The organism is Petrimonas mucosa (assembly GCF_900095795.1).
Taxonomy (GTDB): domain Bacteria; phylum Bacteroidota; class Bacteroidia; order Bacteroidales; family Dysgonomonadaceae; genus Petrimonas; species Petrimonas mucosa.
Window position 1 is genome coordinate 2644081 of the sequence record NZ_LT608328.1, and the last position, 14653, is coordinate 2658733.

Below are 14653 nucleotides of genomic sequence, written 5' to 3' on the forward strand. Positions count from 1 at the left end.
GATCCAGCAATAAAAATTGAATTTTATTATACTGTACAACAATTACTTATATCACACAAATGCACGCACAGTCATAATTGTTTTCCTCAATGCTGCCGGAATACAAAAAATGTCTCTACAGTTATAACAGAAAGAAAGGATCCGATCTACTTTTGACGACGTAAATGGAAGAGTGATCTTTCTACTTTCTTTCAACTTAATGTTTAATAACGTGAGTTCGGGATAAGAAAATCATAAAAAAAGTTGTGATATAGGGAGATTATTTGTATATTTATAGCTGTTAATCAAACAAATAACAAACATCAACCCTATGATCACAACAGACAAAGTTATTGAAATATTTTGTATTGCCGACGATTTTTGTGCAGAATATGAGAATGAAATCCGGAATCACCAACTTCAAGCAGGTGACATAACGAAAAGGAGAAACAGGAAAACGCAAATGTCTCAGAGCGAGATTATTGCCGTGATGGTCTGCTTCCACTGTGGAACCTTTCATAATTTCAAGAATTATTACCTGTTTTATATTTGCAAGCACATGAAGAGCTATTTTCCAAATGCCGTTTCCTACAACCGTTTTGTCGAGTTGCAACCCAGGGTGATTGTACCTTTCATGCTGTTGCTCAAACTCTTTGGATTTGGTGAATGCACAGGCATTACATATGTGGATAGCACTCCAATCAAAGTATGTCATAACAAGCGTATCCACTCGAATAAAGTATTCAGGGATCTGGCACAAAGAGGGAAAAGTACGATGGGCTGGTTTTTTGGATTCAAGCTTCATCTGGTCTGTAATGAAAAGGGTGAATTGCTGAATTTCTCTCTCACAAAAGGCAATGTCGACGATAGAAACCCTGACGTAATCAATGTTCTTACCAAAGATCTTTTCGGTAAACTATATGCAGACAAGGGTTACATCAGCACAAAGCTCTTCGAGATGCTGTTTGACCAGGGAGTTCATTTAGTGACCGGTATACGCTCAAATATGAAAAATTCCCTGATGTCATTCCGCGACAAGATTCTCTTACGCAAAAGATCTGTAATTGAGTCCATCAATGATGAACTGAAGAATATCTGCCAGATAGAACATTCAAGGCATCGTTCCACACATAATTTCATCATGAACATAATTGCTGCATTGGTGGCATATTGTTTCTTTCCCAAAAAGCCTTCAATCAAATTTGAAGTGGAAAAGTCAAGTCAATTAACCATTTGGGGATAATATGTTATCCCGAACTCACGTTAATATTTAAAAATGACCTGTATGAGAAAAATTGTACTGTTTTTTGCCTTTGCTGCCGTGGTGGCTGTTTCGCTCACCTACTCCTCCTGTTCCAATGAAGTGCTTGTTGGCGAGGAAGAGAGTGTGGTTGCATTAACGGCCGGCACACGTGCCATTGAAGTACCCGCATGTGTAGATCCTTGTCGTGATGTACAGGAAGTTCGCCTGTTGGCAGGACAACACCACGAGGCTGGTAGTGTTTATGTAGTCAACAACAAGGAGAAATTGTACGTGGCTTACGAAACTACCGGGAATTGGAAGATGAAAGCTATTCATCTTTTTGTCGGTGCCTGCGATAACCTGCCGGCTAACAAGCAAGGCAATCTTGTACCGGGACAGTTCCCCTATAAGGTTGAGTTCGACGGACTGGAGACTTTCTATTACTTTGAAATCCCGCTGGACGCTCTTCCTGAGGGCTGCATATGCGTAGCTGCACATGCCGAGGTTGTAAAAGTTGAGAATGGCAAGACCGTTCAAAGTGAGACTGCCTTTGGTGAAGGAGAAAAGACCGGGAAAAACTGGTTCATGAAATTTGAATATTGTATCGCAGTCTGCGAGGATGAACCAGAGGTACAGGTATGCTACCAGGACGAGACCGCTTGGGCTGCAGGTCCCCGTTATACCGACCAGGGCAATTGGGCAACCTATACCCCATACGTGGCCAACACTCCGATTGAAGTTTATGCCGGTCAGCACTACCTGGTGGGAACCGTCACATTCTCCGAAGTGGTGAATGGGAAAGTGACCATTACCCTTGCCTCGCTCAATGGAGGCCAGTTGCAGGATGTTGCCGAAGCAGTAAAAATTCAGGGATACGATACCCCGCCCAGCGGTAATCCGGCTCCTGGACAATTCACCACCTATAAGGGCAATTCACCGGTCGTAACGGTCGATGCATATCCCTATTACGGGATTCATATCGATGCCCGTCGTGTAGTAGATTGCACGGAATAAGCATAGATTAAAGGATAAAACAGGTTGCCCATGCAATGTGGAGCAACCTGTTCTATTGTCTCTATCTGCCAAAAATGTTTACAGGATAAGCGAAGCGAGTTGCAAGATTCTCAAATCACTTTGTTCCGCGGGATAGTAGCAATGAACTCTTTCAGGTAGAAGGGTTCAAAATAGGCGGAATCGACAAAATCGGCAACCGCAAACGCCTTTTCTGCCAGATCGGTCATGGCGGCTGCCGTTGGTTTTATCCCCGGCACAAACGTTGCGTTCGGATGTTGAATAATCTCACTGCATTTTTCAGCCCCATTACCGAAAAAAAGGATCTTCCGCTTTTCCAGCAAATCGGCGTAGCTTTCTCCATCCACAATATCTGCAGAGGTGGCACGGACAATATTGAGATCGATATCGTAGATGGTGGTGTAAACCTCCATCCGCCGGGCATCAATCATCGGGCAGAGCAGATAATCGGAGCCAGCTTTCCCTCTCATCAGGGAAGCCATGATCTTGTGGGTAGGAATGGCAATAAGCGGAATGTCCAGACCGTAACTCAACCCTTTGGCTTCCGATACGCCAATACGTAATCCGGTGTAGGATCCGGGACCGCTACTTACCGATATTGCATCAATCCTTATCCCTTTCTCACGGACGTACTGCATCATCTCTTCCACATAAACGCCCAGTGAGGTGGCGTGCGACTGGCCATTCAGATTCTCTTTCAGAAGCAACACTTCGCCAGCTGACGACAAGGCGGCAGAACACACTTCCGTTGCTGTTTCTATGTGTATGATAGTGGGCATATTTTCTGATTCACATTTAAGGTGACGAAGGTACAAAAAAAAAAGACTGCACATGAATGTGCAGTCTCGTTTTTTTCGGTTTATCGGACAATTTCAGTACCTTCTTTCACGGTTTCCGTAACCACCTCTGTTACCACCGCCTCTGTTGCCGCGAGGATAATCACCTTCGGTGCGGGGACGAGCTTCGGATACAGAAAGTGTGCGACCGTCATATTCAGCTCCGTTCAATTCTTCAATAGCGCGCTGACCATCTTCGTCAGCCATCTCAACAAAACCGTAACCTTTCGACCTGCGTGTTTCCCTGTCAGTAATAATTTTGGCTGAGGTAATCTCTCCGTATTCCTCAAACAGCTCTTTTAAATCGGCATCGTTAATTTGATAACTTAAGCCTGCTACAAAAATGTTCATGTAATAAAATAAAAAATAAAATAAATAAAAAATTAATTGGTGCAGAAGAAATTTGTATAAAAGATAAGGCTAAAAGAATTGATTTGCTTCAAAGAAAAGAAGAAAATAACCAAGAACCCGTTTCTGCTATAAAATACTTTTGCGATGACAAAGATAGGAATAAATTTATTGTAACAAAACAAATTAACAAAAAAAAGCCTCCGGATAATAAAAAAAATTCCGGAGGCCCCTTTCTTACTGTTTCACACCGTTCCTTTCGAGCAAGGCGTCAATGGTTGGTTCATGCCCGCGAAACCTCTTGTAGAGCGTCATCGGATCTTCGGTATTCCCTCTCTCCAGGATATTTACCCGGAACGAATGGGCGGTTTTCCTGTCAAAAATCCCATTCTCCTTAAAGGCTGCAAATGCATCCGCATCGAGCACTTCTGCCCATTTATAACTATAATATCCGGCGGCGTATCCACCTGAGAAGATATGCCCGAAAGAGGTAGACATGCAGGCTTCAGGAACAACGGGAAGCAACTGTACGGAGCGCATTGCCTCCTGTTCAAATTGACGGACATCGCCCTCGAACGGGTTCTCCAGGGTGTGCCAGGCCATATCTAGGTATCCGAACGAAAGTTGACGATAGGTCAAATAACCGGTGTTGTAATTGGCTGCATCGATGATCTTCTGTACCAATACAGCAGGCATCCGCTCGCCCGTCTGGTAATGGAATGCAAATTTATCGAGATACTCTTTTTCTACCAGCCAGTTTTCCATGATCTGCGACGGCAATTCCACAAAATCACGATAGACACTCGTTCCCGACAGGGATTCGTAAGTAGACTTTGCCAACATACCGTGCAGGGCATGACCGAACTCATGGAGGAAAGTTTCCACTTCGTCGAAAGTGAGCAGCGCCGGCGCAGTTTCGGTGGGACGTGTAAAATTCATCACGATGGTGATATGCGGACGGCTGTCGATGCCGTTCTTCACAAATTGAGACTTGAAAGAGGACATCCATGCACCCGAGCGTTTTCCTTCTCTCGGATGGAAGTCGGTAAATAGAACCGCCAGAAAATCACCGTTGGCATCCATTACATCAAACGCTTCTACCTCGGGATGATAGACCGGGGTATTGGGATTCTTCACAAAAGTCAGCCCGTAGAGATCGGTCGCCAATCCAAATACACCTTTTTTTACATTTTCAAGTTCAAAATAGGGACGAGTCATCTCGTCGTTCAGGTCGAAACGTTCATCTTTCAGTTTATCCGAATAGAAACTCCAGTCCCATGGTTGAATATCAAACGGTTTCCCCTCAAGCCTGGCAGCGAAAGCCTCCACCTCCTTCACTTCTCGGCGTGCCGTCTCACCGTAAGCCTTTGCCAGCTGACCAAGCAGGTTATAAACCCCTGTTTCGTTTTTCGCCATTCTGTTTTTCAGGGCATAGGCCGCATAATTGGGGTAACCCAGCAGTTTGGCAATCTGCAGTCGAAGGTTCACAATCTTCTGAACATTGGCTCTGTTGTCAAACTCTCCTCCCATGACACTCTTAGTGTTGTAGGCCATGTAGAGCTTCTCTCGCAGGTCTCTTCTCGTGGAGTATTTCATAAAACCGATATAGCTGGGAGCTGAAAGATCAAACATCCATCCCTCTTTTCCTTTTGCTTTTGCTTTGGCAGCCGCAGCATCCCGCACACTCGCCGGCAATCCTGCCAACTCAGATTCGTCGGTAAGCAACATTTCAAACCGGTTGGTCTCTTTCAGGTTGTTTTGTCCGAATTCGAGGGTTGCCTTGCTCAACTCCATCGACAGTTTGCGGTAGGTCTCCTTATCTTCGTCCGAAAGTGTAGCACCGCTATTTTCAAACTGTTCGTAATAGTGCTCTACCAAACGTATCTGTTCGGGAAGCAAACCTGAAGCCAGCCGGTTATCATAAACCGCCTTTACCCTTTCAAACAGTTTCTTGTTCAGATTGATATTGTTTGAGTGTTCCGATAATTTCGGACTCACACGCTGTGAGATCGCCATCATCTCATCATTGCTCTCGGCGCTTAGCAGATTGAAAAAGACACCGCTTACACGATTCAACATCTCTCCGGAATACTCCATTGCAGCAATGGTATTCTGAAAAGTCGGCGCAAACGGATTGGCAGCAATGGTTTCAATCTCGACCTTGTGTTGTCGGATGGCCTCATCAAATGCGGGTTCGTAATGCTCTATCCTGATCTTGTCGAACGGAGGTGTACCGTGGGGAGTATCGAATGGTTTGAAAAATGGATTTTCGTCCGCAGGTGAAGCGGAGGTCAGTGTGGTCATAACCAATAACAGTAAAAAAAGTTGTTTCATATGTTGAATTTTATAATTGGCTCATTGCCTTGCCTGTTCGCCTTTAGCCTTGTACGCCATCGCATAGAAGCGGATCTGCTTGATAACCGAGAGCAAGCCGTTCGAGCGGGTTGGGGAAAGGTGTTCGGTGAGACCTATCTCCTTCATGAAACGTAGATCGGAGGCTAGGATCTCGTCCGGGGTACGGTTGTTGAAAACGCGCAGCACCAGAGCCAACAACCCTTTTACAATTACGGCATCACTCTCGGCCTGGAAAAGCAGTTTCCCCCCCTTGAAATCGGTCTGCAGCCAGACGCGGCTCTGGCAACCCTGGATAATATTCTCCGGCACCTTATATCTCTCGTCCAGCGGAGGGAGCAGATTCCCCTGTTCAATGATGTAGGCATATTTGTCCATCCAGTCATCGTAGATGCTGAATTCATCAATAATCTCTTGTTCAGTTTCGTTGATTGTCATATTTTTTGTATGTTCATTTTATTCGCGGTAGACCACCTCCAGTACTGTTTCTCCCACCGCACGCAATGTCTCCCTGCTGATATTTCTCATATCGTCACGGCGTGTATGCCAATGAGGTGCAAAGCCATCGCCTTTCAGATTGATAATATTTGCGCAGGGAATACCTCTTATCTCGATCACGGGTAGATGATCATCGGTGATATAGCCGCCGTTGCGCTGGAGAAAGAAATTTCCATATCCTAGAAGGGATGCGGTACTCCAGATATTGGAAACAACAGAGGGTGCATGTTGCATCGAATATCCCTCGCGCAGAAAAGTGGCATCTGCAGCACCGACCATATCGAGCAGAATACCAAAAGATGCCTTGTAGCCAGCCTTGTGTGGATCTTCCGACCAGTATCTCGATCCAACGCACCACCACTCTCCCGGCACAAATTTCTTGTCGAATGATGGCTGTCCCCAATCTTCCAGATCAAAGAAAGCAATATCTACACCAATATCTGGCGATTGCTGTTGCAATTGGCGTGCAACCTCCAGGAGTACCCCTACCCCGCTCGCACCGTCGTCGGCACCTGAAATTGGTGTGGTTTGAGCGTCGGGATCAGACTCCTCATCGGCAAACGGACGGGTATCCCAATGGGCAAACAGCAACAGACGTTTCTCCTTTTCCGGTAGAAAACTTCCAATAATATTGCGTATCGGAATATCTTGTCCGTTATAATGCGTAACCTGGGCCTTTTGTTCAAAAACTTCTGCACCGAAGCTGGCCAGTTTCTCCAAAAGATAATCTCCACAAGCTTCATGTGCAACTGTACCCGGAACCCTGGGGCCAAAACTGACCTGTCTTTCGACAAAGTGGTAGGCACTATCCGCATTGAAATCGGGCGACACTTTCGTGTAGGTTTGGACAACCATCTCCTTACCCGCATTCTTTTGCGACTGACAAGAGTTGCACGATACGGGAAACAGAAAAACAACCGTCAGCACCAGGTTGGCCAAAAGCGTATTCAATCTTTCCATCAGTCATTCTTCCGGTAGGAGAATTCAGAGATTCCGATATTCTTGTATGTCTCTTTCAACGCCTCTTCATCGTCGGAGATAACCAGTAACCGGTCACCATCCTGCAGTGCAGTCTGTCCGGTGGGGACAAAGAACCGCTCTCCCCGTTTCACCATAACGGCCAGTGTATTATCGGGCAGCGGCATCTCCAACAAGTTCTTGCCATGCTTCAATGTCTCTTCTGTTATACAGATCTCTGTCATTGCCGACTTGATCTCTTCTGAAAATTCAACGTCGAAATCTTCGAGGCTTTTATAGTTACTCGGTTTTTCCGCCAGTCCCAGCCAGCTGGCAACAATGGGTAACGATGTACCCTGAAACAGGAGGGATACGATGGTAATCACGAAGACCACATTGAATACCGTTCTGGCCCCGGGTACATCTGCCGCCAGCGGCAATATGGCAAAGATGATGGGTACGGCGCCACGCAACCCAACCCATGAAATATAGGTTTTATCCCTGAATGATATCCGTCTGAACGGAATAAGGCAGAGATAGACTGTAATGGGGCGTGCTACAAATATCATGAAAAGCGCTATGATAATGCCTGGCATCAACACCGGTATCAGTTCACTGGGGTTGACAAGCAGTCCCAAGGTAAGGAAGAGCAGGATCTGACTCATCCAGGCAAATCCATCCATAAAACTCATCGATGTACGCTTATGAACAAACTTGGAGTTTCCGATAACCAGCCCAGCAATATATACTGCCAGGTATCCGTTACCTTTCAAATAGTATGTAATTGAGAATATGAATATTCCGGTGATCAGCAACAGGACCGGATAGAGCGAGGCATTATCCATCCGGATACGGTTGATGATGCCAACCGAAAGTTTCCCAAGGAAATATCCCAGCAACGATCCTACCACAAGCTGAACAACAATATTGACGATCACCATCAGGAAATTGGGGTCGTTCCCAGAATTGACAATGCTGATAAAGGTGACGGTCAACATATAGGCCATGGGATCGTTGCTCCCACTCTCAAGCTCAAGTAAGGGGCGGAGATTATTTTTCAATGCAAGTCCTTTAGAACGCAAAATACCGAAAACGGATGCCGAGTCGGTTGATGAAACAGTAGAGGCAAGTAACATTGCCGTCAAGAAGCCCATTCCCAGTCCGGCATAAACCCTGTCAGATAGCCACCAGATAAAGACGCCAGTAATGATAGCCGTAATGAATACCCCCAATGTAGCCAGAACAACTCCCGGTTGAATGACCGGCTTTATCTCCCTGAACTTAGTATCGAGTCCGCCCGAAAAAAGGATGACAGTCAGACAGATCGTCCCGATGGCCTGTGCTATTTGAATATTCTCGAAGTCGAGTCCAAATCCATCTCCCCCGAAAACCATACCAACCAACAGAAAGAGTAACAGAACCGGAACCCCGAATCTATGTCCGGCCTTTCCGACCAACATACTTACGAAAAAAAGAAAGGAACCGATGAGTAAAATGAGTTCAGTTGAAACTTCCATCTTTCTGAATTAATTTTGTTTGAATATCAGACCATTCTCTTCAACAATGAATTTTGCCTCTTTTCCCATAAGAAGCGGGAAATTCTCCCTGACATGCCCTACCGGGAAATTGAAACAGACGGGAAAAGCATAACCCGAGACGGCAAAGGCAATCGACTCATTAAGTGTAGCATACATGCCGCCATCCTCGCTATAATTGGTGAATTGACCGACTATCAATCCAGATATCCGCTCAAAGATGCCCGAGAGCTTCAATTGATGAATATAACGGTCGATCTTGTAAGGCTCCTCGCCAATATCTTCAATAAAGAGTATTCCGTTCTTGGGTGTGTAAGCAAATCGCGTGCCAAAAACACCGCAAAAGACAGAAAGATTTCCACCAAACAGCCTTCCAGCTGCTTCGCCTTTCCGGTTGAGTCTGGCATCATCAGTTACAGGGATGTCGTAGTTTACAGGTTCTCCTGTAAGGATGGCTTTGGTATATCTTACGGCAATATCGTCGGGCCCCTCCTCGGCAAAGTGTTTTGCCATAGGCCCATGAAGAGAGATGATTCCGTGGCTCTGCAAGGCAGCGTGCAGCGCGGTAATATCGCTGTAGCCCACAACCCATTTAGGATATTGCCTGATCATCTCGAAATCGAGTCTATCCAGGAGATGTACTGTCCCGTATCCTCCACGGGAACAGAAGATCAGTCTCACTGTAGGATCATCCATTGCATGTTGGAGATCATCCAGCCGCTGGTCGACAGAACCGCTGAAACGCCCTGCCTCGCATAATGCATTCCCGGCAATCTCAACACTCAACCCCCAGCTCCGCAGCAAGGTGGCAGCACCGTTTACCAATCCTGGTTCTATCTTCCCTGCTGGTGAAAGAATAACCGCTTTATCACCGGCTTGCAAAGTTGGAGGTTGGAGCATAAGATTGTTGTCGTTTTATGCATCTATATGCGCGTAGGTAGCATTCTCCTCGATAAACTCCCGACGCGGTCCCACATCTTCACCCATCAGCATGGAGAAGATCATATCGGCATCCGCCGCATTTTCAATAGTCACCTGACGGAGCGTACGCTTTTCGGGATTCATCGTCGTTTCCCAAAGCTGTTCGGCATTCATCTCGCCCAACCCTTTGTAACGCTGTGTGTGAATCGCATTTTCATTCCCGTCGGCATATTTCTCGATGAATGCCTGGCGTTGACGGTCGTCCCAGCAATACTCTTCTATCTTGCCTTTCTTGCATAGGTAAAGCGGCGGAGTGGCAATATAGACATAACCGTTCTCGATAAGCGGCTTCATGTAACGGAAAAAGAAGGTGAGGATCAGCGTTGCGATATGACTTCCATCCACGTCAGCATCGGTCATAATCACTACCTTATGGTATCTCAGTTTCTCGATGTTCAGCGCCTTTGAATCCTCTTCAGTTCCGATGGTTACACCCAATGCAGTATATATGTTTCTGATCTCCTCGTTCTCGAAAACGCGGTGAGTCATCACCTTCTCCACATTCAGGATCTTTCCGCGCAACGGGAGGATAGCCTGGAATGTACGATCACGTCCCTGCTTGGCTGTACCCCCTGCAGAATCTCCCTCCACGATAAAGAGTTCGCACTTTTCAGCATCCTTGTCGGAACAGTCGGCCAGTTTTCCGGGGAGTCCTCCACCCGACAGGGGAGATTTCCGTTGGATCATTTCCCTGGCCTTGCGGGCAGCGTGACGAGCAGTTGCGGCGAGAATCACCTTCTCTACAATAATTTTTGCCTCTTTTGGATGCTCCTCCAGGTAGTTGTTCAATGCCTCACCAATGGCCTGATCTACGGCACCGATCACCTCGCTGTTTCCCAGTTTGGTTTTAGTCTGTCCCTCAAATTGAGGCTCGGCCACTTTCACCGACAAGACGGCTGTAAGACCTTCACGGAAGTCATCGCCGCTAATCTCCACCTTCACCTTCTCCAACATCTTGGAGTCCTCGGCATACTTCTTCAGCGTCCGTGAAAGACCTCTCCGGAAGCCGGTAAGGTGCGTGCCCCCTTCAATGGTATTGATGTTGTTGACGTAAGAGAAGATATTTTCATTATAGGTCGTGTTGTAGGTCATCGCTATCTCGATGGGAATCCCCTGCTTCTCGGTTACGATATGAATCGGTTCGGAGATAAGTGGCTCCTTCGCCTTGTCGATATAACGCACAAACTCCTCCAATCCATTTTCGGAATAGAAGCGCTCCGTCTTGAAGGTGCCATCCTCGCGGGGAGTCCGCTTGTCGGTGAGAGTCATCGTCACTCCGGCATTCAGGAAAGCCAGTTCACGCAGGCGGGTTGCCAGCACATCGTATCGGTACTCCGAAACGGTAAAAATGGTATCGTCTGGCTTGAAGGTGATGATGGTTCCGGTTTTGTCGGTATCACCAATAACCTTTAGATCGGCGTATGGTTTACCGCGCGAGTACTCCTGCACATGAATCTTGCCGTCGCGGTGAATCTCGGCCTTGAGATAGACCGAAAGGGCATTCACACACGACACACCCACACCGTGCAGACCACCCGACACCTTGTAGGTGCCCTTGTCGAACTTTCCACCTGCATGCAGCACGGTAAGCACCACTTCCAAGGCAGATTTTTTCTCCTTGTCGTGGAAATCTACAGGGATTCCGCGTCCATTATCGGTAACGGTGATTGAGTTATCTTCGTTGATGGTTACATTTATTTCGTTGCAATATCCGGCAAGCGCCTCGTCAATGGAGTTATCCACCACTTCATAAACAAGGTGGTGAAGTCCTTTCTCGCCCACGTCCCCAATGTACATGGCCGGACGTTTGCGAACCGCCTCCAATCCTTCAAGCACCTGAATGTTCTGTGCGGAATAATTTCCGCTTGCCTCCTTTTTCTCTTGTTCTGTCATGTTGTCTTAATGAATACCTCGTTGAGAATTTATATAATGATTCTGTTCGTTTTTTTGGTTTAAAAAACGAACAAATATACGAAAAAAACGGCGTCTAGCCAATCCTTTTTCGTTTTTTTAGCAGAGAGGGGGAGTCCGTTGAAGAGACCTTTAAAACTCGTAGTCGATAGCCGCACGTTCACTCCTCACCTTGCCGATAAAAGCCGCCACTTTTTGATGCTCCGGATGAGAAATATATACTTCCAAATCTTCCAGATTGCAAAATTCACTGTCGAGCATGATATCGTAATTACCAGCAGGAGCATCTGCATGATTGATCAACACCTCCATTTTCCGGATTTCGGGGATGAGCTCCTTCAACGATTCGAGACGCTGCCTGATTATTGCCGCATTTGTGGTTTTTGAGTTACCTTCGGCTTCATCAGCCAATTTAAAAAGTACAATATGTTTAATCATAAGGAAGCAACTTGAAAAATGATCCGGGTAAAACCCGGGATATTGAAAAACCCAAAATTACAAAAAAACATCGAGCCGAAAATCAAAAAAATGAATCTGTTTTTCGTAACTTTGTCAGACGACACCAAAATCAACTAAATTAAACTGTTATGGAAATAGGAACAATCATCACCGTTGTAGTAATCGTGGTAATAGCGCTGGCGTTCATTCAGTATTACAGCGCCAGCAGAAAGAGAAGAAGAAGATTCAAGGAGAAAAAGTAGCTGCCAGTTTTACCCGGTAAGCGGGAGAAAGATGAGATCCGGGAGAGAGACAAAAATCGAGTAGGATGCAAAGATAGGTAATTACTCCTAACTCTGCTATCCTCTCACACCACCCAACGTACGTCTCTCGTATTAGGCGGTTTCTTCAATGTTTAACCGTAATTGGCCGTTAAACTGTAAAGTCCCGTTTTCTTGAACCATTCAAGGTTCATTCCCTCGTGTGCAGCGTGGGTCATTGACAGTCTAAACCATCCCTTAGAACTTCCCGCCGTTGTCCAGCTCCGGTTCCAAGGAACGCCCAACTTGGTCAAGAACCTGGCTATGCCCAACGCCCGTTTGCATTGTTTTAAACGATAGCATCTTAATCTACGACGAAGCCAAGCTTCAAGGTTGCGAAGACGACTTTTCATCTTTGCGTGCTTGAAGTAGTTTAGCCAGCCTCGTAGAACGGGATTTAGCTCGCTTATTAACTGATCGAAGCTAATGCCCCTGTTGCGTTTGGTAAGCGATTTTAGTTTCGCCTTGAAGCGTTGTTCGCTCTTTCGGCTTAATCCTAAACTCCCGCCTTTTAAGATAGTATGACCGAGATAATTGAGTTGATGAGGACGGACGATATGGCTCTTTTCCTTGTTTATTCTTAATCGCATCCGATTTTCGATAAACTTGGAGAGGCTTTGCATCGATCGCTCCGCGGCTGGTTCGCTTCCGACCATTATGATAATATCATCGGCGTAGCGTACAAAGCAGTGTCCTCTCCGCTCTAACTCCTTGTCCAGTTCGTCTAAGACGATATTCGACAACAGGGGTGATAGTGGGCTGCCTTGCGGTGTCCCTTTCACCCGTTGATTGGCCATCCCCCCGATTAGCATTCCTGCTCGAAGAAATTTACCTATCAACTTAAGTACGCGCTTGTCACCAACGCGAGTACTTAACTGCCAAAGCAATCGGTCGTGATTCACCTCGTCAAAGAATTTTGCCAAGTCTATGTCGATAACCCAATCCTTTCCTTCGGCCACGTATTCGCCCGCTTTACGTAATGCTTGATGAGCGTTACGCCGTGGACGAAAACCGTAGCTGTATTCGGAGAATATAGGGTCATAACGTTTCGACAGTACTTGGCTTATCGCTTGTTGTACCAAGCGATCTTTGACCGTGGGAATACCCAGTTGGCGTTTCCCGCCATCAGGCTTCGGGATTAATACCTCTTTAACTGCCGTAACTTGGTATGTGCCTGTCATTAACTGGCGTTGAAGTTCTCGGTGGTGGCTGTTAAGCCAATCTCTAAGTTCGTCAACGGTCATCCCGTCAATGCCCGCACTTCCCCTGTTACTGATTACTTGCCGCAATGCGGCATCAAGATTCTTTAAGTCCGTTATATCACTCATTAAATCTTGGGTTAAGGCTCGTTCCTCTTTGCAACCTGACAACCACTCGTCCCGTACCAAACCGCTTCCTGAACTGAATACGTCAGTCCCCTTCACCTTTTGGCCACGCTCCCATTCGTCAAAAAGACTCATCTGTAAGTTCCCGTGTTTACCTGGGTTCATAATGGTCGTTACAATTTACAAAATAACTGCTCCTTAATTGAAAATTCAGCCCTTCCCTGTATTGACGTTACTCAATATTTATAGCGGTACTATGGCCTCTGCTGACTTCTCTGCCCCTTTCGGGTTAGAGACCTCCTACGTTAAGTGCATTATCTTCCTGTTAATACTACTGCATTTACTACCCCGGGTTACGGACGGCTTTAGGGCGTCTGTGTTTATTGCCACATTACCCCCCGGGTAAGCCTTAGTATGCAGTTTCTGTTCGTTAGTACCAACTTTTGTTTTAGGCTTCTTTCAGGTTATACCTCGCGGTAACACCCTTGCCATCAACTAACGGTTCTCGCCAAAATAAGCCCGCTCGGGACTTTAACCCTATAGATAATGAACATGCATAGCAAACAAACAAAACCGGATATGAAAATATCCGGTTTCGTCTATGCTATCTATAACGTTGATCAGTTCAGCTTGCTGATGTGCGCAGCTAATTTAGATTTCAGATTATTGGCTTTGTTCTGGTGAATAATTCTCTTCTTCGCCAGCTTATCCAACATCGAGCAAACTCCAGGATACATTGCCGCAGCCTCCTCTTTTGAGGTTAGCGCACGCAAAGCGCGCACAGAATTCCTGGTTGTACGTGAAACGTAACGATTTGATATACGACGAACTTTCGTTTGCCTGATCCTTTTTTCTGCTGATTTGTGATTTGCCATTATCGCTTGACTGTTTAAATCTT

The 14653-nt window shown here is 46.2% G+C and carries 13 protein-coding genes; 2 read left to right on the plus strand and 11 right to left on the minus strand.

Going from position 1 to position 14653, the window contains the following annotated elements; all coding sequences use genetic code 11:
- Positions 1 to 310 precede the first annotated feature (310 nt).
- The gene (locus ING2E5A_RS10620) at positions 311 to 1222 is read left to right on the plus strand and encodes an IS982 family transposase (protein ID WP_005842164.1); all 912 of its coding nucleotides are present in this window, start codon (positions 311 to 313) and stop codon (positions 1220 to 1222) included.
- Positions 1223 to 1264: 42 nt separating this feature from the next.
- Complete coding sequence (locus tag ING2E5A_RS10625; protein WP_071137377.1) at positions 1265 to 2236, plus strand: hypothetical protein; 972 nt, start codon at positions 1265 to 1267, stop codon at positions 2234 to 2236.
- Positions 2237 to 2346: 110 nt separating this feature from the next.
- Here ING2E5A_RS10625 and tsaB read toward each other — a convergent pair whose 3' ends face one another.
- The 11 genes from tsaB to rpsT all read right to left on the minus strand — a co-directional run bounded on the left by tsaB (position 2347) and on the right by rpsT (position 14630).
- Positions 2347 to 3033: a tRNA (adenosine(37)-N6)-threonylcarbamoyltransferase complex dimerization subunit type 1 TsaB gene (gene tsaB, locus ING2E5A_RS10630; RefSeq protein WP_071137378.1), complete on the minus strand. Its 687-nt coding sequence runs from the start codon at positions 3031 to 3033 to the stop codon at positions 2347 to 2349.
- A 93-nt stretch (positions 3034 to 3126) separates the two neighbouring features.
- Positions 3127 to 3441 (minus strand): RNA recognition motif domain-containing protein, encoded by a 315-nt coding sequence (locus ING2E5A_RS10635; protein ID WP_071137379.1) that lies wholly within the window; start codon positions 3439 to 3441, stop codon positions 3127 to 3129.
- A 234-nt stretch (positions 3442 to 3675) separates the two neighbouring features.
- Positions 3676 to 5742 (minus strand): M3 family metallopeptidase, encoded by a 2067-nt coding sequence (locus ING2E5A_RS10640; protein WP_071137380.1) that lies wholly within the window; start codon positions 5740 to 5742, stop codon positions 3676 to 3678.
- A gap of 51 nt (positions 5743 to 5793) precedes the next feature.
- Positions 5794 to 6228, minus strand: a complete 435-nt coding sequence (locus tag ING2E5A_RS10645) for a SufE family protein (protein WP_071137381.1) — start codon at positions 6226 to 6228, stop codon at positions 5794 to 5796.
- Between the two features lie 18 nt (positions 6229 to 6246).
- Positions 6247 to 7248, minus strand: a complete 1002-nt coding sequence (locus ING2E5A_RS10650; protein WP_071137382.1) for a M28 family peptidase — start codon at positions 7246 to 7248, stop codon at positions 6247 to 6249.
- Positions 7248 to 8762 carry a potassium/proton antiporter gene (locus ING2E5A_RS10655; protein WP_071137383.1) on the minus strand — a complete coding sequence of 505 codons (1515 nt, stop codon included), beginning with the start codon at positions 8760 to 8762 and terminating at the stop codon, positions 7248 to 7250. The genes ING2E5A_RS10650 and ING2E5A_RS10655 overlap by 1 nt, the downstream gene beginning before the upstream one ends.
- Positions 8763 to 8771: 9 nt before the next feature.
- Entirely contained in the window at positions 8772 to 9680 is a 909-nt protein-coding gene (locus ING2E5A_RS10660) for a S66 peptidase family protein (RefSeq protein WP_071137384.1), read from the minus strand.
- Between the two features lie 15 nt (positions 9681 to 9695).
- On the minus strand, positions 9696 to 11654 hold the full coding sequence (gyrB, locus tag ING2E5A_RS10665) for a DNA topoisomerase (ATP-hydrolyzing) subunit B (protein ID WP_071137385.1): 1959 nt from the start codon (positions 11652 to 11654) through the stop codon (positions 9696 to 9698).
- Positions 11655 to 11804: 150 nt separating this feature from the next.
- Complete coding sequence (locus ING2E5A_RS10670; RefSeq protein ID WP_071137386.1) at positions 11805 to 12110, minus strand: Dabb family protein; 306 nt, start codon at positions 12108 to 12110, stop codon at positions 11805 to 11807.
- 415 nt (positions 12111 to 12525) lie between these two features.
- Positions 12526 to 13920 (minus strand): group II intron reverse transcriptase/maturase, encoded by a 1395-nt coding sequence (gene ltrA / locus ING2E5A_RS10675; RefSeq protein ID WP_154669989.1) that lies wholly within the window; start codon positions 13918 to 13920, stop codon positions 12526 to 12528.
- A 455-nt stretch (positions 13921 to 14375) separates the two neighbouring features.
- Positions 14376 to 14630: a 30S ribosomal protein S20 gene (rpsT, locus tag ING2E5A_RS10680; protein ID WP_071137387.1), complete on the minus strand. Its 255-nt coding sequence runs from the start codon at positions 14628 to 14630 to the stop codon at positions 14376 to 14378.
- Positions 14631 to 14653 lie beyond the last annotated feature (23 nt).